Source organism: Acinetobacter sp. F16, from assembly GCF_052712855.1.
This window is the reverse complement of the sequence record NZ_JBRATK010000013.1, coordinates 19,228-42,773: the sequence shown is the minus strand read 5'-3', so window position 1 is coordinate 42,773 and position 23,546 is coordinate 19,228. Positions and strand designations below refer to the sequence as shown.

At 40.7% G+C, this 23,546-nt stretch carries 17 protein-coding genes and 1 pseudogene; 3 read left to right on the top strand and 15 right to left on the bottom strand.

Annotated features, from left to right (window positions below; translation table 11 throughout):
• Positions 1-17: 17 nt before the first annotated feature.
• From dnaE to ACU0NF_RS09045, 13 genes and pseudogenes are all read right to left on the bottom strand, one after another.
• Positions 18-3,581, bottom strand: coding sequence for a DNA polymerase III subunit alpha (gene dnaE, locus ACU0NF_RS09105; protein ID WP_445660903.1), 3,564 nt, complete (start codon positions 3,579-3,581; stop codon positions 18-20).
• Between the two features lie 591 nt (positions 3,582-4,172).
• The gene (locus ACU0NF_RS09100) at positions 4,173-4,868 is read right to left on the bottom strand and encodes a methionine ABC transporter permease (RefSeq protein ID WP_445660902.1); all 696 of its coding nucleotides are present in this window, start codon (positions 4,866-4,868) and stop codon (positions 4,173-4,175) included.
• Positions 4,865-5,890: a methionine ABC transporter ATP-binding protein gene (locus tag ACU0NF_RS09095; protein ID WP_445660901.1), complete on the bottom strand. Its 1,026-nt coding sequence runs from the start codon at positions 5,888-5,890 to the stop codon at positions 4,865-4,867. Before ACU0NF_RS09095 ends, ACU0NF_RS09100 begins: the two co-directional genes overlap by 4 nt.
• 74 nt (positions 5,891-5,964) lie before the next feature.
• Complete coding sequence (locus ACU0NF_RS09090; RefSeq protein WP_445660900.1) at positions 5,965-6,834, bottom strand: MetQ/NlpA family ABC transporter substrate-binding protein; 870 nt, start codon at positions 6,832-6,834, stop codon at positions 5,965-5,967.
• Between the two features lie 762 nt (positions 6,835-7,596).
• On the bottom strand, positions 7,597-8,154 hold the full coding sequence (locus tag ACU0NF_RS09085; RefSeq protein ID WP_445660899.1) for a hypothetical protein: 558 nt from the start codon (positions 8,152-8,154) through the stop codon (positions 7,597-7,599).
• A 208-nt stretch (positions 8,155-8,362) separates the two neighbouring features.
• Positions 8,363-9,646 carry a phosphoribosylamine--glycine ligase gene (purD, locus tag ACU0NF_RS09080; protein ID WP_445660898.1) on the bottom strand — a complete coding sequence of 428 codons (1,284 nt, stop codon included), beginning with the start codon at positions 9,644-9,646 and terminating at the stop codon, positions 8,363-8,365.
• Positions 9,647-9,777: 131 nt separating this feature from the next.
• Positions 9,778-11,352 (bottom strand): bifunctional phosphoribosylaminoimidazolecarboxamide formyltransferase/IMP cyclohydrolase, encoded by a 1,575-nt coding sequence (gene purH, locus ACU0NF_RS09075; RefSeq protein WP_445660897.1) that lies wholly within the window; start codon positions 11,350-11,352, stop codon positions 9,778-9,780.
• Positions 11,353-11,446: 94 nt separating this feature from the next.
• Positions 11,447-11,716, bottom strand: coding sequence for a DNA-binding transcriptional regulator Fis (fis, locus tag ACU0NF_RS09070; protein WP_001086304.1), 270 nt, complete (start codon positions 11,714-11,716; stop codon positions 11,447-11,449).
• A 385-nt stretch (positions 11,717-12,101) separates the two neighbouring features.
• Positions 12,102-12,977 (bottom strand): DUF3426 domain-containing protein, encoded by an 876-nt coding sequence (locus ACU0NF_RS09065; RefSeq protein ID WP_445660896.1) that lies wholly within the window; start codon positions 12,975-12,977, stop codon positions 12,102-12,104.
• A 15-nt stretch (positions 12,978-12,992) separates the two neighbouring features.
• Positions 12,993-13,898, bottom strand: a complete 906-nt coding sequence (gene prmA / locus ACU0NF_RS09060) for a 50S ribosomal protein L11 methyltransferase (protein ID WP_131385158.1) — start codon at positions 13,896-13,898, stop codon at positions 12,993-12,995.
• A 134-nt stretch (positions 13,899-14,032) separates the two neighbouring features.
• The gene (locus ACU0NF_RS09055) at positions 14,033-14,908 is read right to left on the bottom strand and encodes a bile acid:sodium symporter family protein (protein WP_131385156.1); all 876 of its coding nucleotides are present in this window, start codon (positions 14,906-14,908) and stop codon (positions 14,033-14,035) included.
• A 276-nt stretch (positions 14,909-15,184) separates the two neighbouring features.
• Positions 15,185-16,075 (bottom strand): bile acid:sodium symporter family protein, encoded by an 891-nt coding sequence (locus ACU0NF_RS09050; RefSeq protein ID WP_171538272.1) that lies wholly within the window; start codon positions 16,073-16,075, stop codon positions 15,185-15,187.
• 337 nt (positions 16,076-16,412) lie between these two features.
• Positions 16,413-16,757: pseudogene (locus tag ACU0NF_RS09045) on the bottom strand (hypothetical protein); the annotation flags it as partial.
• A 256-nt stretch (positions 16,758-17,013) separates the two neighbouring features.
• On the opposite strand from ACU0NF_RS09045, the gene mnmG reads away from it, so the two are divergent.
• The 3 genes from mnmG (at position 17,014) to ACU0NF_RS09030 (ending at position 20,890) form a co-directional block, all read left to right on the top strand.
• Positions 17,014-18,897, top strand: coding sequence for a tRNA uridine-5-carboxymethylaminomethyl(34) synthesis enzyme MnmG (gene mnmG, locus ACU0NF_RS09040; RefSeq protein ID WP_445660895.1), 1,884 nt, complete (start codon positions 17,014-17,016; stop codon positions 18,895-18,897).
• A 309-nt stretch (positions 18,898-19,206) separates the two neighbouring features.
• Positions 19,207-20,412, top strand: coding sequence for a 3-(3-hydroxy-phenyl)propionate transporter MhpT (gene mhpT / locus ACU0NF_RS09035; protein WP_445660894.1), 1,206 nt, complete (start codon positions 19,207-19,209; stop codon positions 20,410-20,412).
• A gap of 151 nt (positions 20,413-20,563) precedes the next feature.
• On the top strand, positions 20,564-20,890 hold the full coding sequence (locus ACU0NF_RS09030) for a hypothetical protein (RefSeq protein ID WP_445660893.1): 327 nt from the start codon (positions 20,564-20,566) through the stop codon (positions 20,888-20,890).
• A 56-nt stretch (positions 20,891-20,946) separates the two neighbouring features.
• Here the strand turns inward: ACU0NF_RS09030 and glnG are convergent, their stop codons facing one another.
• Positions 20,947-22,428: a nitrogen regulation protein NR(I) gene (gene glnG, locus ACU0NF_RS09025; RefSeq protein WP_445660892.1), complete on the bottom strand. Its 1,482-nt coding sequence runs from the start codon at positions 22,426-22,428 to the stop codon at positions 20,947-20,949.
• Positions 22,415-23,524: a nitrogen regulation protein NR(II) gene (gene glnL, locus ACU0NF_RS09020; protein WP_445660891.1), complete on the bottom strand. Its 1,110-nt coding sequence runs from the start codon at positions 23,522-23,524 to the stop codon at positions 22,415-22,417. Before glnL ends, glnG begins: the two co-directional genes overlap by 14 nt.
• Positions 23,525-23,546 lie beyond the last annotated feature (22 nt).

Here is a 23,546-nt window from a genome sequence, read left to right as displayed (position 1 = left end):
ATTTAAATATTTAAAAATTAAGAATATTGGTTGGCTTCAGCCTGATACAGATCCATCGCATCATCCATGCTGACATTGGCAGGTGGGGGTGCAATGTATGCGGGCTTACTATGATGCGCGGCCTTGGCAGCTTTGGACTTCACTTGATATTCAATGTGAATGACATCTTTACCAAAATAATCGCGTAATTTCGCCAGCAGTTCATCCTGTGGCGCAACTTTCCAATTCAGTCCCAAATGAACTTCTGCAGAAGCGTAGGGATAATCAATTTGTAATTGCATTGGAATGTGATTGCACATATCGACATTACAATATGGAATCAGAATCTTTTGTAAATCCTGACTCAAGGTTTTGGTCAGATGTTCACTATTTAGTTTAATCTGAATACTATTGGCACGTTTCTGACGAATCTCATTTAGGCTGAACGCCTTGGTTAAACGTCCCATCGGACGATCATAACCTTCACGTTCATAAATTTCACCTTCAATCACCACCACACGGTCGGCTTGAATGACATCTTTAAATCGCTGGAAACGTTCATGATTGGCAGAGACTTCAATACGTGCGGTACCATCATCCAGCGTCACCATCATCCGGTTCGGGAAGTTGGCAACATCCACCACCAGTCCGGCAAATACCGTGGTGACTCCGCGACGTGTCGGGGTTAATTCATTAATCCGTACAGGAATAAATGATTTTAACTCGGGACGATAAACATCAATTGGATGTCCGGTTAAATACAGGCCAAGAGTGTCTTTTTCGCCTTTAAGACGGACTTCATCTGACCATGGCTTTACAGGTTTAGACGGTTTACGCTGAACTTCTTCAACTTCACCAAATAAATCCATAATCCCGGTTTCACGGTTAGATCGCGCTTGTTCCGCCGCCTGAACCGCTTCCGGCAATTGCGCCATGATGCTGGCACGATCAATGCCCAAACAATCCAAAGCACCGGAACGGATGAGCGCTTCCAAGGTTCGTTTATTGATTTTTTTCAGATCAATACGATGGCAAAAATCAAATAAATCTTTGTAAGGACCATCATGCAAACGTGAGTCAATCACCGATTGCATGGCTGCCTCACCCACGCCTTTAATTGCACCTAACCCATAGACAATGGTTTTTTCATCGCTGGCATGGAACTGGTAAAAAGACATGTTAATGGAAGGCGGAAATACTTCTAAGCCATTAATTCGGCAGTCATCAATCAAAAATACAATACTGTCGGTATTCTGCATTTCCGAAGTAAGTACCGCTGCCATAAATTCAGACGGATAGTAGGCTTTTAGCCATGCTGTTTGATATGCAACCAGGGCATAAGCAGCGGCATGTGATTTGTTGAAACCGTAGCCGGCGAACTTTTCCATATAGTCAAAGATATGGTTGGCTGTCGCTTCATCAATGTCTTTTTTTGCGGCACCTTCAATAAAGATTTGACGGTGTTTCACCATCTCTTCGACTTTCTTTTTACCCATGGCGCGACGGAGCATGTCCGCGCCGCCCAGGGTATAGCCGGCACAATACTGCGCGGCCTGCATTACCTGTTCCTGATAAACCATGATCCCGTAAGTCGGCTCGAGTACACCTTCCAATAATGGATGCAGATACTCAAAATCGCCACCATGCATACGGTGGATAAAGTCAGGAATAAGATCCATTGGACCCGGACGGTACAAGGATACGAAGGCAATAATTTCTTCAAATTTACTTGGACGTGCCTCTTTCAGCATTTTTTTCATGCCGACGGATTCAAACTGGAATACCGCAGTGGTATTTGCATCCGCGAAAATTGAATAGGCTTTGGCGTCGTCTAGCGGAATATGCGCAATATCCACGCTTTTTTCAGGCCCAATGCGTTTATTAATATTTTGAATCGCATCTTCAATCACGGTCAGGTTACGCAGACCCAAAAAGTCGAACTTGACCAAACCTGCGGATTCAACATCATCTTTATCGAATTGCGCAACACGGTTGGTACCATCCGCATCACACATCACTGCCGAATAGTCGGTAATTTTACCCGGTGCAATCACCACACCACCGGCATGTTTACCGGTATTACGGGTAATGCCTTCAAGCTTGAGTGCCATTTCCCAAATTTCAGCAGCGTCGTCATTGTCCGGGTTGGATGGATTGGTGACGATATCTTTAAGCTGCGGTTCCATATCGATGGCAGCACGAAGGTCTACACCTAATGGCTTGGTCGGGATTAACTTGGAGATCCGGTCTGCAAGTCCGTAGGATTTACCCAGTACACGTGCGACGTCCCGAATGGCACCTTTCGCGGCCATGGTTCCGAAAGTGGCAATCTGAGATACTGCATCACGACCATAATGACGTGCTACATAGTCAATTACCCGGTCACGACCTGCAATACAGAAGTCGATGTCAAAGTCGGGCATCGAAACACGTTCAGGATTCAAGAAACGTTCGAATAGCAGGTCATAACGTAGCGGATCGAGATCGGTAATTTTCAGGCTATACGCCACCAGTGAGCCGGCACCTGAACCACGTCCCGGACCGACCGGGACGCCATTGTTTTTGGACCACTGAATGAAGTCCATCACGATCAGGAAGTAGCCGGGGAATCCCATGTTCAGGATCGTACCAATTTCGTAGGCGAGACGTTCATCATAAACTTTACGAATTTCAGGCCAGTCTTCATCGCGTTTTTCAACGGGATAAAGGAAGTTTAAGCGTTCTTCCAGGCCTTCCTGAGAAATATGCTCAAAGAAGGTATCAATGGTATGGCCTTCTGGAATGGGGAAGTCGGGAAGGTCATTGAAGCCTAAACGCAAGCTGACATTACAGCGCTTGGCAATGTGATAGGTGTTTTCAATCGCTGTTGGAATGTCTGAAAACAGTTCAGTCATTTCCTCAGCAGTTTTGAAATATTGTTCAGGCGTGTAAGAACGTGGGCGACGGTTATCACCAAGCACATAGCCATCGGCAATACATACACGTGCTTCATGTGCTTCAAAGTCGCTTGCTGCAATAAAATGCACATCATTATGTGCCACGACACCGATATTATATTTCTGGGCCAGCTTAACCGCGCCTGCAATGAAACTCTCTTCATCGGGGCGGTCGGTACGGGTCAGGGCTAAATACACCCGATTGCCGAATTTTTCAATCCATTCTTCTAACAGTGCTTCAGCTTTTTGCGGGTTGGATGAGTTGAGCATTTTGCCCACATCACTGTGCATGCCTAAAAGCACGATGATGTCCTGGTTCTGTTCAAGCACCCATTCTTTTTTTACGCAAGGGATATCAAGCTGCTGACCTTCAATAAAGCCGCGCGAAACAATTTCAGTTAGACCACGCCAGCCTTTATTGGTCATGGAAAGCAGGGTGACTTTATGCTCTGCATCATTCAGGCGAATGACACTGCCCAGAATGGGTTTGATGCCTTTATCCAAACATTTTTTATAAAATTTAACTGCAGCATGTAAATTGGACAGATCTGTTAATGCCAAAGCTGGCATTGCATCATTCTCTGCAGCTTTCATAAGATCAGGTATACGTACGATCGATTCCGTAATTGAAAATTCTGTATGTATACCAAGATGAACAAAGTGCATAAATGAGTCCCTGCAAAAACTGACGGCTATTTTAGCATGCTCTGAATATAGGAATGGCTTAATATTTACCAAATTCGATGCAGATTTTTAATCACAATATTGATTGGAGTTGATGTTTTTATTGATAAAGTCATAAATCGGATTGTTTTTAACCAGGATATTTTTGCCAAATAAAAACCTTCAAAGTAAGTAATGCTGATCAGTTATGAGAGTGAATCATGAACTCCTTGGTTTTTAATTTATTCAAAACGGAGCCTGATCTTTTTAACCCAAATCTCTAGATTTCGTCAGTTCTTTTGTTTAGCCAAATGAGAAGCGAAGCTTCGCAAGAAAAGCATATTACAAAGACTTTAAATAATTTATTTAAAGTCCTTTCATCGCGAAACTCATCTATTACCACTAACTATAAAATCTATCGAAGAAACAGTAACTTGTTAATATAATACTGCCTCAAACAGTTGCGAATGACGTATCCTCGTCTCAAATAACATGATGAATTCGAAATAAATAATACCAGTCAATTTTTTAACTGACTGGCATTATTCTAACTGAGGGTTTTAAAGCCTTGACTTGATGAATATTTATCTTAATTTATCTTAATTTGGCGAGCCATTCACCTACAGTCTGAACAATTTGTACCAAGAGTAGAAGCACAATCACGGTTAAAATGACCACGCTGGTATCAAAACGTTGATAGCCATATGAGATCGCCAAATCACCAATACCACCGGCACCGACTGCACCCGCCATTGCGGTTGCGCCAATTAAACTAATAGTCGCGGTGGTTAAATTTAAAATCAGTGAACTGCGTGATTCCGGCAAAATAAACTTAAAAATAATCTGTAATGGAGTCGCACCCATGGCCTGAGCAGATTCCACGATGCCTTCATTCACTTCTAATAATGAAGTTTCAATCAGACGTCCCATGTATGGGCCAATATAGATGGTCAGTGGAACAATCGCTGCCCAAGTCCCGATTGACGTACCCACTAAAAATTTGGTTAAAGGAATAACCGCAATCAGTAGGATGATGAAAGGTAGCGAGCGTAGGGCATTCACAATCGGGTTTAAAATATGATAAACCGAACGATTCGGCAGGATGCCTTCAGGTCGGGTGACCAATAAAACAATACCTTGAATAAAGCCCCAAATGCCGCCAAACAGCATGGCAAAGAATACCATGTGAAAGGTTTCTTGTAGGGCTGTGACAAACTGGTCAATTGACAGGGAACTCTGCCAAAACGGTGCAGTAAGTTCAGTGAGCCATTGTACGATTAAGTCTCTCATACCTGATCTCCTGAATGTTCAACCTTCACGCCATTTTGTTCTAAAAATTCAATTGCCTGCTGAATAATTGCCGGATCACCCAACAACTGGATAAACATTTGTCCAATCACGGTGCCATTAATTTCAGTCATATTGGCGAACAAGATATTTAAACTGATATCAAACTTCTTAATCACTGCTTGTACCACAGTTTCTTGAGCAGATTTGCCTAAAAACTGCAGACAATAAATACTGTTATGATTCTGATTTTCGAGATTCTTTAAAATATTGACCGGTAACTGTTGCTGAAGCACCGTTTGAATAAAGTTTTTAGTGGTTGGATGCTGCGGCTGACTGAAAATTTCGAGGGTGGAACCGGTTTCAATCACTTTGCCTTGTTCCATCACCGCGACATAATCACAAACCGTTTCAATCACATCCATTTCATGAGTCACCATGACAATCGTAATATTCTGCTCTTTATTGATTTTTTTGAGCAAGGCTAAAACAGATTTGGTGGTTTGCGGATCGAGCGCAGAAGTCGCTTCATCACAGAGTAAAATCTTAGGATGATTGGCAAGCGCGCGGGCAATACCGACACGTTGTTTTTGCCCGCCAGAAAGCTCATCGGGGAAAGCATCTTTTTTATGTTTGAGGTCAATAAACTCAAGTAATTCGTTTAAACGTTTTTCACGTTCAGCCTTACTTATGCCCAAAAGCTTGAGTGGCATTTCAATATTTGCCGCCACAGTTTTGGTTTGCAACAGGTTGAAATGCTGAAAGATCATACCGATATTTGCACGTTCTTGACGTAATGAGCGTGCATCCAAAGCGGTAAAATCTTTTTGATTAATAATCACCTGACCTTCATTTGGTCGTTCTAATAAATTAATCAAACGGATTAAAGTGCTTTTACCTGCGCCACTATAACCAATAATGCCAAAAATACTGCCTTCTGGAATTTCCAAATTAATTTGGTCCAGGGCGCGTATGGTTTGGCCTTTGAGCTGATAGTGCTTTGAAATGTTTTTAAATTCAATCATATCGTCAGAAACTAAGCAGAAAATAAAAAAACAGGCAAAATGACTTTGCCTGTTTGGTTTGGATGATTATATTACTATTTTGTTTCAGTTAAATAACTAATTGGTTTATTTACATCAACCTTAGTACCCGCAAATTTTTCTTGCACATATTTGTTTACAGCTTCGGTGTGATACAAGGCACCGACTTTTTGTAGTAAAGGATCATCTTTACGAGATTCAGCAGTCGCTAAAATGTTTACATTTAACTTGGTGCTTTGGTCTACTGGCTCATAGTAGATCGAGTCTTTCAGTACGTTCAAACCACCTTCAAGCGCAAGTGTATTGCCTAAAACAATCGCATCCACTTCATCTTTAACACGAACCGCAGTCGCCATTTGAATCGGTTTAATCACAATTTTTTTAGCATTTTCAGTAATGTCGCTTGGTGTACCAGTGGCAGGGTCAAAGTCAGCTTTAAGTTTTACCAAGCCAGCAGATTGAAGAAGTAAAAGGGCACGTGCTTCATTGGCTGCATCGTTTGGAATAGCAATGGTTGCGCCGTTGGCAAATTCTTCAACTTTTTTTACTTTGCTTGAGTAAATACCCATTGGCTCAAGATAAGTCGTCGAAACAGGTGCAATCTTGTCTTTATTAGAAGCATTGAACGCCACTAAATAAGCATAAGATTGAAATGCATTGATATCGACTTCTTTGTTGGCTACAGCAGTATTCATGGCAACATAATCAGTGAAGTTTTTCACTTCAAGATTGATACCTGCTTCTTTAGTTTCCGGCAAGGTTGCAATATAACGCCAGATATCTGCATCTGAACCAGTCGATGCCATTACCACAGTTTGTTCTGTTGCTGTATCACTTTTTGCTGCATCAGTTGCAGGCGCTTCAGGTTTAGAGCAGCCAGCTAAGCCAACGGTTAAACCTAAAACAAGTCCAAGGAGCTTTTTCATGTATTCATCCCAAGTAAATTTAATTTTGACTTTAAATTTACGAATTATTTATTAGAGAGATTAAGTCAAATCGAAATCAGTATAGAACGAAGGCATGATTACAGTCATCATGTCCAAACGTTTGCCTGATAGATCTGCAGCACTATAAAATTTACAAATTATGCTGATGCAATGAGCAATCTGTTGAATAGTGATTCAAAAAACAGTTATTAAAAGTTTTTAAATCATTGTATTCATTAATGAGATTGCGTTTCTACTCAATCAAAATTTGCCTCATCATAGCAATAAATCTATATGCAATATAGTGAATAAAAAATTAACGATTATCTTATTAAGTGAATAGCGATAATAAGATATTTGAAATTTTAATCGTAAAAACAATATATTGTTTAAAATTATATTAACAATCTATAAAGTATCATTTTATATAACGCTTTATAACTTTTTCTAAAGTCTAAAGCTAAAAAATAGATATATGCAGTGAAGTTAAGTAAAGATTAATACATTCTAGCTATAGGTGGTGAAAGGGTAAGGATGTAATTTTAAGAAATCATATTTAACTAGATTCTAGTAGATAAAAGCGTTTTTTATACAAATGGATTGGCAAAAGATTCCAGAACCGAGCATAAAAAAATCGTCTTGTTTCTAAACCGGTTTTTTTGCTGTTTTTTAGAATTTTAAAATTATTTAAGCTATTGAAATTTAATGCTTAAATTAAAAAAAATTGTATAAGTACTATTATGTTAAATGAGGCTAAGTATTTCAATTTGATCTATATTTACGATTATCAAATATGTTCATAAATATTAATGTAAAGAATACAATGAGGGCATATTGCAAACTAAAAGCAATAGCAGAAATATAAGGATGTGCGAAACTGTTTAAGTAGGTAAGAGTATCGCCTTTGCGCCATTCTTTATATGGTGGGAGAGGCTCATCATTAATAATAAACCAAGTCAGGTTCATCAGGCCTAAAGTAAAACAGAAAAATACAATGCCAAGCCAGCCATTAATAGACTGCTGGTTCTTATTTAATGTTGCATAATGCTGACGTATTTGTCTTACATATGTGGCGGGTAGTGGGTGTCTTAAATAATTAATAACAATAAGCCCAATCACGAAAAAATTACATATTGCAAAATAGTCATTTAGAAACTTATGTTGGCTTGAAATCGAAGAGTCAATTGTGGCCGGGAATAAGCCCTGAAATGAGAAATCAAAACTGACTATGACTAATGCGATTGCAGTGGGAACAAAATAAAAATAATAAAATGGTGCTGTAACATCTAAATAATATAAAAAAGCTGATTTTTTTTTCATAATTTTTGGTGATTTCGTTTAAGTTTTCCTAAAATTAAAATAATACACCTTATACGAAACTTATTTTTACTTAATTAAAAAACAATTGCTTAAAGCAGGATTTTTTATGTTTGATAATTTTTTAAGTGAAATATCATTTTTATATACATTATAGGAAAGATATAAAAACCCCGCACTCAGCGGGGTTTATACTTAACCAAAATGTAGATTAAGTATTTTCACGAGCAATCGCACGGTAACCAATATCTTTACGATATTGAACGCCGTCGAACGTCACTTTTTCGCAAAGTTCTAATGCTTTCGCCTGTGCTTCACCAATCGTATTGCCAAGCGCAGTTACACAAAGAACGCGACCACCAGCAGTTACAATCTCGCCATTTTCATTGGCTTTTGTACCTGCATGGAATATTTTGGCGTCGGTCATTTCAGTATCTAAACCTGAAATCACATCGCCATTGCTTGAAGTTTCTGGGTAGCCTTTAGATGCCAGTACGATACCAACAGTCTTGCGCTCATCCCATTCAGCTTCCGCAGGTAAGTTACCTGCAATACCAGCTTCAACCAGATCAACTAAAGATGATTTTAAACGCATCATAATGGGTTGAGTTTCAGGGTCACCAAAACGGCAGTTGAATTCGATCACTTTAGGCTGACCTTGTTCGTCAATCATCAGACCTGCGTATAAGAAACCCGTGTAAACGTGACCATCTGCTTTCATACCTTCAACAGTTGGGCGCATCACTTCGTTCATAGCTTTTTCAAAAACATCTGAAGTTACAACAGGAGCAGGAGAGTAAGCCCCCATACCGCCAGTGTTCGGACCTTGGTCGCCTTCAAAAATACGTTTGTGATCTTGTGAAGTTGCCATAGGCAAAATGTTGTCGCCATCAATCATACAAATGAAAGACGCTTCTTCACCGGCAAGGAATTCTTCGATGACAACACGAGAACCGGCATCACCAAATTTGTTGCCTGCAAGCATGTCATCAATCGCATCAAATGCTTCTTGATTGGTCATGGCAACGATCACGCCTTTCCCCGCAGCAAGGCCATCTGCCTTGATCACGATTGGCGCGCCATTTTTTTCAACAAATGCTTTGGCTGCATCTACTTCTGTAAACACATCATAAAATGCAGTTGGAATGTTATGGCGTTTCAAGAAATGTTTTGCGAAAGCTTTAGAGCCTTCAAGCTGTGCTGCAAATTGAGTTGGGCCCCAAACTTTGACATCAGCTGTGCGGCAAGCATCAACCACACCATTTACAAGCGGTGCTTCCGGACCAACAAGGACTAAATCAACTGCATTTTCTTTAGCAAAAGCAATAATTGCAGCATTGTCTAAAATGTTAAGTGCAACATTTTCGCATTTGTTTTCTGTTGCTGTGCCGGCATTGCCCGGTGCAACAAAGACTTTCGCTACTTTATCGTCTTGCGCGATTTTCCATGCAAGTGCGTGTTCACGACCACCATTACCCAAAACTAAAATATTCATCGGTTCATACTCCATGAATCGAAATAACACAAAGTCCTCAACCCAAAGGGGAAGAGGACTCTATGAAAGATTTAAGAATCTATTTTATGTAGCACGTATGACTGTAAATAAGTCATGATCAATTCGCCAACTTAGTGACGGAAATGACGCATGCCAGTGAAGACCATCGCGATACCAGCTTCATCAGCCGCTGCAATGGTTTCTTCATCACGCATAGAACCACCCGGTTGGATAATGCATTTGATGCCGGCTTTTGCAGCATTATCAATACCATCACGGAATGGGAAGAATGCGTCAGATGCCATTACTGCACCTTCAACCACTAGACCCGCATGTTCAGCTTTAATTGCAGCAATACGAGCAGAGTTAACACGGCTCATTTGGCCTGCGCCTACACCAATGGTTTGACGACCTTTGGCATAAACAATTGCATTCGATTTAACGTACTTCGCAACTTTCCAGGCAAAAATCATGTCGTCGATTTCAGCTTCAGTCGGTGCAACTTTGGTCACAACTTTAAGATCGTCTTTAGTGATCATGCCCAAGTCTTGGTCTTGAACCAATAAACCGCCATTTACACGTTTGTAATCAAGTTGCGAATGACGTGCATCGATTGCTGGAAGTTCGCCACATACCAGTACGCGTACGTTTTTCTTCGCGCCAGTCACTTCAAGTACGCCATCAGCAATGCTTGGTGCAATAATCACTTCAACGAATTGACGATCCACAATGGCTTGCGCAGTTGCCACATCTAACTCACGGTTAAATGCAATGATGCCGCCGAATGCAGATTCAGGATCAGTTGCATAAGCAAGATCGTAAGCAGCTTTAATGCCATCTAAAGAAACTGCAACGCCACATGGGTTTGCATGTTTAACAATCACACAAGCAGGTTTTGCGAAAGATTTCACACATTCAAGTGCTGCATCTGTATCTGCAATGTTGTTATAAGAAAGTTCTTTACCTTGAAGCTGTTTCGCAGTTGAAACAGAAGCTTCAGTCGCAGTACTTTCTACATAGAACGCAGCAGATTGATGCGGGTTTTCACCGTAACGTAAATCTTGGGCTTTGTTCAATTGCGTGTTGAAAGTGCGGGCAAATTTGTCTGCTTGACCCTCGATTTTACCTACGCGAGCGCCAAGGTAAGAGGCGATCATGCCATCGTATTGTGCAGTATGTTCAAACGCTTTCACTGCCAAGTCAAAACGAGTTTCAAGAGATAAGGCACCATTTGCTTTCATTTCAGCAATTACAGTGTCGTAGTCAGCAGCATTTACCACAATACCGACAGACGCATGGTTTTTCGCAGCAGCACGAACCATCGTTGGACCACCGATGTCGATGTTTTCAATCGCATCAGCCAATGAACAGTTCGGTTTAGCAACCGTTGCAGCAAACGGATAAAGATTCACAACCACTAGATCGATGGCATCGATGTTGTGTTCTTGCATTACAGCTTCGTCTAGACCACGGCGAGCTAAGATACCCCCATGAATTTTTGGATGTAGTGTCTTAACACGACCATCCATCATTTCCGGGAACCCAGTGTGCTCTGAAACTTCCACTACTGCGATATTGTTGTCTTTAAGCAACTTATATGTACCACCAGTAGATAAAATTTCTACCCCAAGAGCCACGAGGTTTTTAGCAAATTCAACGATCCCTGATTTATCAGATACAGAGATTAAAGCGCGTTTAATAGTCATGATTTTCGTCAACAATATTAAAGGTCTAGATTAAAACAGCAGGCAAAATATAAGATAAAAAAAATGCCCACGGTAACCGTGAGCATTTTATCATTTATTCACTCATTAAACCGTGAGCTTTTAACTTTTTACGTAAAGTACCACGGTTGAGTCCGAGAATCTCGGCAGCGCGTGTCTGATTCCCACGCGTATATTCTAGAACTACAGATAGAAGAGGTTTCTCCATTTCTGCCAGCACCATGTCATATACCTGAGAAGGTTGCTCGCCTTGCAATTGTGCAAAATAATGGCGAACTGCGCGATCTACGTGAATACGAAGAGCGACATCAGATTGTGCAGTAAAAATAGGAGATTTGCTATTCATGCGAATTAATCCGAAAAATCAAATATCACTTGGGTAAAGGGATATATAAAAGTGGTCTAAAATTTAAATTCCGTTTTAGGTCCTAAAACGGAAGTTCTAAAACTTGTACATTTAGCTTGCCACAACTCGACGTTTTTGATCGAAAATTAAGCGTAACAATAGATTAATATTTGTTACAGACCAAAATCAAAACAAAAAAATCTACTCAATACGCATTATCAGGATAAAGCGCATATAAGCTAAACTATAATTGTTGTGAAAATAGTGAGGAGTTTGCAGCACAAAGCTTTCGTGGCGCGTATGATAGCATTGTCTAAGAAAAAGTGAGCAAGAAAACTGCACTTTTTTTACTTTTTTTTGTGTTTTTTAATAGTTTTTTTCAATATCAAGGGCGAATTATTTCTAAACTGTAGGTATCAAAGCTTTTCCGTTCTACAGGAAGGCTAAACTTGAATTTAAAAGGACTGTTTTGTGGAATTCGTTGTATTCCTGTAAGACTGTCAATCAAATATTCAGAAGACTGGAAAGAATAAGTAGAAATAATTTCTCCATTATCTTTTAAATTTACCTTGATGATCGGCAGGGCTAAACTTTTAGAATGATAGTTAATGAGCTCACCGGTGAATTGAGTTTCTTTTTTGGATATTTGTTTTATTTTAACTTTATTGGTCGATATGAGATGGTAATTTTGCTCCATAACCGAACAATTAAATGCCTGACATGCGCTATTAAATAAGGCACTAAAGACCGGGCTATTGTTTAAAATTTTCGGGTTAAACCAAAAAAACTGAAAAATAAGCAAACTCACCAGACATAAATTCACAGCTCCCCATAAAACATAACTCAAGGCACTTCTTTCTTTCTTCTCTTGTTCTGATTTTTCAGACCAGTTCAGAGCCGGGTATGTACCAATCGGGTCTGTACTGAAATAATTCAAATTGTTGAGATAGGTTTTTAAATCAATATTGGAATTTTCTACTTTACGGTCGAAAATATCTAATAAATGTTGTTCTGGTTGCTGATCTGCCATAAAGGTCTCAGCGCTCGTCTCATTGGATTGAGGTTTTTTATTGTCAAGATTTGAAGGGGGAGTTGAAGTAGTAGAAGAAGATTGCTCTTTTTCTACTACAAGATGGGTTAACGCATTAAAATTGGTCGAACATTTCGCGCAACAAACCATGCCTCGCGCAACTGTCAGTTGAGCCACGGAGACTTTATACTTGGTAAAACAGTTAGGGCAGTAGGTTTGCTTTTCGCTCATAGTCTATTCAAAATTTTAATGGATATTTTGGCGTTTTCCTGAAATTCGGCACCAATGTTCTTCGCGTTTTTCGACTTGGAGTATATCAAAAAAATCAGAATAAACACTAGAAACATCAGCAACTTGCTCTTCTAATATGCCAGCAAGTGCGAACTCGCCCTCAAATTTAACCAAAGTTGCGAATTCAGGCGCAAGTGCCATCAGCGGGCCGGCAAGAATGTTTGCGACAAAGACATCGGCCTTTTGCGCTTTAAACTCTTCGTTGAATTCATCAGGCAAACCAACAAATAAGTTCCCGAGTACGCCATTCAATTCAGCATTTTGTTGAGTCGCGAGAACTGCCTGAGGGTCAATATCTGTGGCATATACTTTTTTGGCACCCAATAACAGTGCAGCAACGCCTAAAATGCCTGAACCGCAACCATAGTCGATCACAATTTTATCTTTAACATCGGTTTGACCGAGCCATTGCAGGCAAAGGAAAGTTGATGCATGGTTACCTGTACCGAAGGCTAGACCTGGATCAAGCTTAATATTTACAGCATCTGCATCTGGTGCTTCCATCCATTCCGGAACAATCCAGAATTTTTCACCAATTTGAATCGGTTCATACGCATCCATCCAGGTGCGTTCCCATTCTTGGTCTTCAAGAAATTCATGGCGTAATGGTGCTTCAGGCATTTGTGCGGTAATAAATGTTGTTAAAGCATCAACATCAATTTCTTCGCCTTCTTCTTGTGCGTAGATGCCGGTCACAATGACTTTATTCCAAAGTGGAGTTTCACCTGGAAGTGGTTCAAGTAAGTCCTGATTTTCAGCATCATCTAAAGTTACGCTAACAGCACCTAATGAGCTGAGGAGGGTTTCAGTAAAATCGACTTGAGCTTGATCAACGGTAATATGAATTTGTAACCACTTCACGGAGATAACCTAAATTTGTGTTTTTAAAAATGCCATTGTAACGGAACTCAGGCTTAAACAACTATATATTGATAAAAACTATCCTGAAAATAAAAGGAGGTATATTAACCCTCCTTTTATTTAGATCATATGGATTAACTCACTACTGCATGTGGCTGTGGTGCAAATTTATTGAGTAGCATGCCGAATACAGCGGCAAAAACATACATGAAAATAGAATACACCGCAGCGGGTATGGCAATGGTAGAGCTTGCCATGATCGTAAGTGCAATCGTCATGGCGAGGGTGCTGTTATGAATGCCAATTTCAAAAGCGCAAGCCCGTGCTTGAGCACTATTAATGCCCAGCAAGCGCGGTACAAAATAACCAATCATTAGACTACACAGGCAGAATGAAACAGTTGCCAAGCCCACTTGCGCTAAATATTCCAAAATTTGATGACGTTCTTTCGCAACCGCACCAATAATAATCAGCACCAGAAAACTCACCGCAAAAATACGCAGCGGTTTGTTTAGTTTTGCAGTGAAGTGTGGTGCATAGTGTCGAATCAGCATGCCAATACCTACAGGAATAATGATAATGGCAAATACTTGTAATATTTTTCCGAACTGCAAGCTAATTTGTTGTCCATCATTCATAAAGTACTGAATAGAAAAATTGACTATAAAAGGCAAGGTAAAAGCGGCCATGACTGAATTGATCGCGGTCAAAGTGATATTTAGCGCAATGTCCCCTTTAAAAAGATAGCTAAATAAGTTGGCTGTGCTTCCTCCGGGTGAGGCTGCAAGTAGCATTAAGCCCACGGCAAGAAGAGGCGGAAGCGCCAAGACTTTACAAATGATAAAGGCAATGCTGACTAAAACCACCAATTGACAAAACAGGGCAATGAAAACCACTTTGGGTTGCTGTGCTACGCGGGCAAAGTCTTTGAGGGTAAGCTCCAGTCCTAAACCGATCATAATGATGGCAAGTGCTAAAGGTAATAAAATGGTGATGATTCCTGAATCCATTCGAAATCTCCTTTTCTTGGTCAGTTTTTGTTTTGATTTGGGCGAAGTTGTCTTGTACTGATTTTTTATAGATTGAATATATAGCTGATAAATCAGAGATAGGGAATAGCGAGAACTGACCGTTGATCAGTACAACTTTAATTAGCTGAATTGCTTTAATCTTGCTGAGTGGAATTATGGCAATAAAACAGGATAATTATTATCTTACTTAGACCTGATTCCTCTTACCGCCCTGCCATTTAAGATGAGCTACTGCATCTATGAATCAGATGTATATTAATCACTTAATGCTTTTGAATTTGCATCTTTAATTGGAAGCGGCTGTCTTGTCAAAATATAGCCAAATATAAAAGCAAAAATATACATAAAAATAGAATAAATGCCGGCAGGTAGGGCAATCGTGGTATTGGATAACACAGACAGTGCAATCGTCATTGCAACTGAGGTGTTGTGAATGCCTATTTCAAAAGTACATGCACGTGCCTGTTTGTCAGAGACCCCAGCCAGATGCGGAATCAGATAGCCAACCGATAAACTGATAAAACAAAAAAGTGCAGTTGCAGGCCCAATATCAGCAAAATATTCAACCATGTTAAATCTTTCTCTATACACGGCATAAAAGAAAATTAGAAATAAAAACAGCACAGAAAATAATCGCATGGGTCTATTTAGTCTTAATGCAATATTAGGTGCGATTGAACGAATAAACACGCCCAAACAAACCGGTATGAAAACAATTAAAAATACTTGGGTGATTTTTTCAGTCGGCATGCCAATTTTTGGATGATCACCTAGAAAATAATGAATCGACAGGTTGACGATAAAAGGTAGGGTGAAAGTACAAATCAGAGAGTTAATCGCGGTGAGCGTGAGATTGAGTGCGACATCACCTTTGAAGATATAGCTGATTAAATTTGCAGTTGGTCCACCCGGTGAAGCAGCAAGCAGCATCAGGCCTACAGCTAAAAGTGGAGGGAGTTTTAATAAGGTACAGATTAAAAACGCGATAAAAACCAGAACGATCAATTGGGTAAATAGGGCTAAAAAAATAACTTTAGGGTGGCGTTGTACTCGCAGAAAATCTTTAACAGTAAGTTCTAGCCCTAAACCTGTCATCATGATGGCAAGCGCGATGGGTAAAAAAAAAGTAAATAGCCCCGAATCCATGGAATATCCTTTTTATATTTTTTATCCTTAATATGTTTTGAGTTTAAACCAGTTGTTTAAATAAGCAATATAAAAACGGGTAAAAGTAATCCTTTTACCCGCTGAAAATTTGAATAAAATTAGTGTTTTATATGCATTGTTGAGATCAAGTTCCAGTTTAAGGTTGCATTTGTGGTTGAGTTTGCATTTCAGCTGGGGACTGCATTGGTGGCTGAGATTGCATTGATGGAGACTGCATCGATGGCTGTGATTGCATAGACGGAGACTGCATCGCTGGCTGGGATTGCATTGACGGAGACTGCATCGATGGCTGAGATTGCATTGAAGATTGAGAGCTAGGTCGAGGTGGCATAAAGCCTAAAGCACATTTACCCTTAACTTCAGTACCATTGATGGATGCTGTAGTTGCACTGGTATCTCCACTGCAAGCTGTGCTTAACTCTGCTTCATCTCCAGTGATGGACGCATTTTTGGAGGAAGGGAAGAATTGAGGTTCACACGTACCATTCCAGATAATACCTCGGTAAGCAAAGCTGACTTGAGCGCCTTGAGTTTTGCCTTTACAGACCTTTTGGTATCTTTGAGCATCATATACTTTTTCGACTTTATCATTTGCTGAGGCTGCAAATGGTGCTAGACATACACCACAGAGAATGGATGAGAGCAGGAAATTCTTATTCATCTTTTATACCTTTGTTCGTAATGTATCCAGCTTATAGCTTAAAAAATAGCCGCAATAAAACAATACCAATCAGGTAAACTTTTCAAACTAAATGTTTTATTTCTATAGTAACTCTGCAAAGCGTGATTACATTTCAATGTTTTTGTAAGTGAATAAAGAATCTTAGGCTGATTCTGAAAAACAGCTGATTTTATCCACTTATCTTTCCAAGTTTTGATATAATACTTCGTCATTCTTTTTTATCTCTCAAACCATTATGCATTATCCTAAAGTTTACGATGTCATTGTTATCGGTGGCGGTCACGCAGGTACCGAAGCAGCACTTGCTGCAGCGCGTATGGGTCGCCAGACTTTGCTCTTAACTCATAACATTGAGACTTTAGGGCAGATGAGCTGTAATCCTGCCATCGGTGGTATTGGTAAATCACATTTAGTCCGTGAAATTGATGCTTTAGGCGGTGCCATGGCACTTGCTGCCGATAAAGGCGGTATTCAATTCCGTATTTTAAACTCACGTAAAGGTGCGGCAGTACGTGCAACACGTGCGCAGGCTGACCGTATTCGCTATAAAGCTGCGATTCGTGAAACATTAGAAAACCAAGCAAACTTGGATATTTTTCAACAAGCCGCTGATGACCTGATTGTTGAAGGCGATACCGTTAAAGGTGTTGTGACTCAAATGGGGGTTCGCTTTGATGCGAATACTGTTGTATTGACCACTGGTACATTCCTAGGTGGTGTCATCCATGTTGGACTTGAGAAATCTAGCGGTGGTCGTGCGGGTGATCCGCCCTCAATTTCATTGGCTGCGCGTTTACGTGAATTAAACTTGCCGGTAGGTCGTTTAAAAACAGGTACGCCACCCCGTATTGATGCACGTTCAGTTGATTTCTCTGTAATGACGCCGCAACCGGGTGATTTCCCGTCTCCAACCATGTCATTCATGGGTGATGCGTCTATGCATCCGGAACAAGTGAACTGCTATATCACGCATACTAATGAACGCACCCACGAAATCATTCGTGGCGGACTCGACCGTTCACCGATGTATACAGGTAAAATTGAAGGTGTGGGTCCGCGTTATTGCCCATCGATTGAAGATAAAATTCATAAATTTGCGGATAAAAATTCTCACCAAGTATTCCTGGAGCCTGAAGGCTTAGATACGCACGAGCTTTATCCAAATGGTATTTCAACTTCTTTGCCATTTGATGTGCAGTTTGAGTTGGTTCGTTCAATCCGTGGTATGGAAAATGCACATATCTTGCGTCCGGGTTATGCCATTGAATATGACTATTTTAATCCACAAGCGTTGAAATTCTCGCTTGAAACCAAAGCCATTAATAACTTGTACTTTGCCGGTCAAATTAACGGTACCACAGGTTATGAAGAAGCCGGTGCGCAAGGCTTGCTTGCAGGTTTAAATGCTGCACGCCGTGCTTGGGATCAGGAACAATGGACACCAAAACGTGATGAAGCGTATATGGGCGTCCTTGTAGATGACTTGATTACGTTAGGTACCAAAGAACCGTACCGTATGTTTACCTCACGTGCCGAATACCGTTTGATGCTGCGTGAAGACAATGCCGATCAGCGTTTAACTGCAATCGGCCGTGAAATGGGCTTGGTTGATGATACGCGTTGGGCAGCTTACTGCGAAAAAATGGAAGCAGTTGAGAAAGAAACAGGTCGTCTACAGCATTTATGGGCTGCGCCAAACAATCCAATGGGTAAAAAATTCGTTGAGTTGACAGGTGCGGATTTAAGTAAAGAATGTAGCGCGATTGATTTACTTAAACGTCCAAATATCAGTTTTGCTCAAATTGCAGAATTAACCAATTCTGAAGTGACTCCATTTGTGGGTGAGCAAATTGAAATTGCGGTGAAATATGCCGGTTATATCAACCGTCAACATGAAGATGTTGCTCAGATGAAGCGTCTGGAAGAAACACGTATTCCAAGCGACTTCGACTATGACATCGTTTCTGGTTTGTCTCGTGAAATTACATTGAAACTAAAAGACATCCGTCCTGAAACTTTGGCACAAGCTAGCCGTATTCCGGGTGTGACACCTGCGGCAGTTCAATTGGTGATGATTACGATTCGTAAGAATGCAGCACAAGCTAAAAAATCAGCGTAATTAGGCAATAAAAAACCCGCATCATGCGGGTTTTTTATTGCCTAATTCTTATGAATCAATTTTGAGTATGGCTTCATCATAAATAACTACCGTAAATATAAGTATTTGAAAATACACAATATCAATTAAAATTAAGATTTAAAAAGTCTGTTTATCTAATCTTTTAAGTCTAATTTAATTGGCTTTTTGCCTTTTTAAGCCATGAAATCCGACTATTGTCGTGGTATTTCAATCAATCGATTGGGCAGAGAATAGTGAGATGAATCGTCCTTGTAAAAACGATTTGTATACTATTGATGGAGATCAATCATGGCACAAACACACACAGGGAAACTACAAAAAATCTTAACGATATTTTTGTGTTTTTGGGTCGCATTTTTTGAAGGCTTCGACCTTCAAGCACCGGGTATAGCCGCGAAAGGAATTGCCGCGACATTCGGTTTGGATCAGGTTCAGATGGGGTATGTCTTCAGTTTGGGCGTATTTGGAATGCTGTTTGGGGCATTCTTTGGGGGGCGTATTGCTGACTATTTGGGACAGAAGAAAGTCCTGATGTTATCTATTGGTATTTTTGGCGTATTTTTTAGTTTGAGTGCAATCGCACCAAGTTTGGAAATCCTTTATATTGCGCGCTTCTTTACCGGACTTGGGTTGGGAGCAGCAATGCCGACCATGATTTCAGTGGTAGGTGATGAAGCGACGGAAGCCAATCGTGGCAAGTTAAATAGCCTGATGTATTGCGGTTTGCCCGTTGGTGCAATTTTTGTTGCCGGTCTTGCAATTTTATTGCCTGAGATTCAATGGCAAACCTTGTTCCTGATTGGTGGCTTAACGCCGTTAGCCCTTATTCCATGTATGGCGTTTATTCTTAAAGATAAGCCTAAAGCTGTGGCTGTAGCGCAAATGTCGACAGAAGTTGTACCGGGCATGGCACAAGTACTGTTTAAAAACCAGCAATATAAAAATACCTTGCCACTTTGGGTGGGTTTCTTCTTTACCCTGATGATCAATTATATTTTGATTAGCTGGTTACCAAACTTGTTGATGGAACAAGGTCTGCTAAAACAACAAGCATTCATGGTGATGTTGGTATTCCAGGTGGGTGCGGTGATTGGGACTTTAGCTTTGGGGTATTTGCTTGACCGCTTAAAACTTTGGCAGATGGCTGTAATTATCTATAGTGGCTTATTTGTTGCCTTGAGTCTGTTATTCACGACAACTTATATTCCAATGTTAGTTTTAGCGGGCGTGATGGGCGGGATCTTCTCCACAGGTGGTCAATCAATTCTTTACGGTATTTCGCCAATCTTCTATTCGGGTACAGGTAAAGTGACTGGTGTGGGCAGTGCAATTTCTTTGGGGCGTTTGGGTGCCATGACTGGACCATTACTTACCGGAAAAATCTTGGCCTTAGGATTAGGGACAACCGGTATTTTAATGGCGAGTTTGCCTGCTGTCGTCATTTCGGCAGTGGCTGTGACTGCACTATCGCGGTATAAATCTGCGCATAAGTAAAATCCTGATCTTAAAAAATAGAATCTTTAAAAATACATTAAAAAAAGGGAATCTACAGATTCCCTTTTTTATGGCAAATCTTGATTGGAAAAAATAAAGTTCTCTTAATAATTTGCTAAAATGGGCGTATAGCAAACTGACTTATTTTTATATGGCCTATCAACTTATTCCATTATCCATTCAGGCAACGGACAATATTCAGTGTCCACATTGTCAACAAGACGTCATTAATTGGGCTGAAGAGCAGTATGTGCAGCCCTGTGAACATACCTTATTTATTGCCATGGATATTGGTTTTGAATATATGACCGATGAATTTGAACAAACCATGCCGCGTTCAGTGGATGATTTGCATGCAAATGATGATCAGGTGAATATGTTCACAGAATTGACTCAATCTACTTATCCTAATTATTTGATTTTTAAGTCCGACTTGGGCATACAAGGATATTCTCGTTATGTAGGTTTTACTGCATAAATAGAATGAAATAAAAAAGCTCCTTTAGGAGCTTTTTTTGAGATGGGTAGAAAATTTTAGTTTTCGATTACTTCTTCTTCAACATCATCATCTGCCGTGTCCATACCCAGTTCTTTAAGCTTGCGAGTCAGGGTATTACGGCCCCAACCGAGCAATTCAGCGGCATGACGTTTACGACCACGGGTTTGCTGTAAAGCAGCAGTAATTAAAGTGCGCTCAAACATGGGTGTAGCAATGTCGAGAATCTTCATTTCGCCATTTTTAAGCTTTTGGATTGCCCATTGAGCCAATAATTCATCCCAATGATGCAGCGAAACACGGTCAAAAGTACCAAGAGGTTGCACTTCATCACCTGAGCGTTGAATTGGAATCTGTTTCAATTCAGACGGTAAATCCTCGGGATAAACCTCACGACCTGTGATCATCACTGTTAACCAGCGACAGGTATTTTCTAACTGACGGACATTACCTTGCCAAGGCAGTTGTTGCATGTACTCTTGGGTTTCTGGACGCAGGATTTTAGGATTTACCCCTAATTCTTTACCTGCGCGTGCCAAGAAATGCTGCGCCAACATTGGAATATCTTCACTACGATGGGCCAGTTTTGGAATGTGAATACGGATCACGTTTAAGCGGTGATATAAGTCTTCACGGAAGCGGCCATCATGCACCAGTTTTTCCAAGTCTTGGTGGGTTGCTGCCACAATACGCACATCCACTTTAACCGGGATGTGACCCCCCACACGATAGAACTCGCCATCTGCCAAAACACGCAGTAAACGTGTTTGCGTTTCAAACGGCATATCCCCAATTTCATCTAAAAACAGGGTGCCGCCATTGGCCTGTTCAAAACGGCCTTGGCGTTGCGAGTTGGCACCGGTAAAAGCACCTTTCTCGTGACCGAAAAGTTCAGTTTCAATCAGGTCTTTTGGAATGGCTGCCATATTTAAGGCAATAAAAGGCTTGCTGCTACGTGGTGAATGGCGATGCAGGGCATGCGCAACCAGTTCTTTACCCGTGCCAGATTCACCATTAATCAGTACAGTGATATGCGACTGTGACAAACGGCCAATCGCGCGGAAAACTTCCTGCATGGCAGGTGATTCACCAATGATTTCGGTTGTTTGAATAGGGGGTGCTGTTTTTGCAGATTCTTGTTGTTGTAACTTGGCAATATGCAAAATTGCACGATTCACCAATGCCAATGCTTCATCAATATCAAACGGTTTTGGCAGGTATTCAAAAGCACCGGTTTGATAGCTGGATACCGCAGATTCCAAGTCCGAATGTGCTGTCATAATAATGACAGGTAGGTCTGGATGACTGGTTTTGACTTTGCCCAAGAAAGTGAGGCCATCGATTCCCGGCATGCGGATATCGGTCAAAATCACATCAGGTGCGTCTATACTGAGTTGATCAAGCGCAGATTGTGCTTCTTCAAAACTGGTAACGTCAAAACCTTCTTCTTTAAAGGTTTTTTCCAAGACCCAGCGCATGGCGCGATCATCATCAATGACCCATATTTTATTTCGCGACATGGTTAAACTCCCAAGGTAAATATAAGCTAAAGACGGTTTTTCCTGGAACTGACTGGCATTCAATCATTCCACTATGTTGATGCATAATATTCTGTGCAATGCTCAAACCGAGCCCTGTGCCCTTAGCACGTCCTGTGACTAGGGGGTAAAACACCGATTCTAAAATTTCTTCCGGTACGCCCGGGCCATTGTCTTCAATATCAATACGAACAGCAGAGCGCTTTAAAACACCATTAATGGTGACCAGACGCTGAATGCGTGTTCGCAAGATAAGTTCGGACTGATGGTCAACGAAGAATTCTTTATTTTCCATCATGGCTTGTACTGCATTTACACTAATGTTCAGCATGACCTGAATCAGTTGATCACGGTCTGCCATGACATCGGGTAAAGACAAATCATAGTCACGGGTGATTTTGATTTTCTTTTTGGTTTGATTGGTAATGAGTGAACGCACACGTTCGAGTGGTTCATGTACATTGACTAATTCATAACTTGGCAACTGACGAGACCCGAGCATGGTGTCGGCCAGATTACGCAAGCGATCGACTTCACTAATAATAATATCGGTGAATTCTGAATATTGAGGATCATTTAAACTGCGTGCCAGCAACTGGGTTGCACCACGAATACCGCCTAAAGGATTTTTAATTTCGTGTGCCACACCACGAATCAATTGCCGCGCAACCTGATGTTGCTGAATCAGGTTTTCTTCTTTAGAGATTTTTAGCATCCGGTCAATCGGATTTAATTCTATGAGCAGAAGCGGGTGATACGGTTTTTGAGCATTTATTTGTGAAACCGTATAATCCACATGCATATCTTTAAAGTTGACACTAATGGTTGCTTCACGGCGGGTATAAGGCTGGCCTGTGGCGATGGTATTTAATAGCGCTTCTTCGGTATTAAACTCATCATCCGGCATATGCAGCAAATTTAAGACAGGTTGACCTGAAGCGCGCAGCAAACTGATGTCAAACAAAGATTCACAAGAAGAATTTAAATAAAAAATATTCAGCTGGCTATCGACCAGTAAAATGGCGGTGGTTAAGTTATCCACTAAAAGGCGATAGTCGATCCCGGTGGGTTGATCCATTAGCGAAAGCATCCTGTATTAA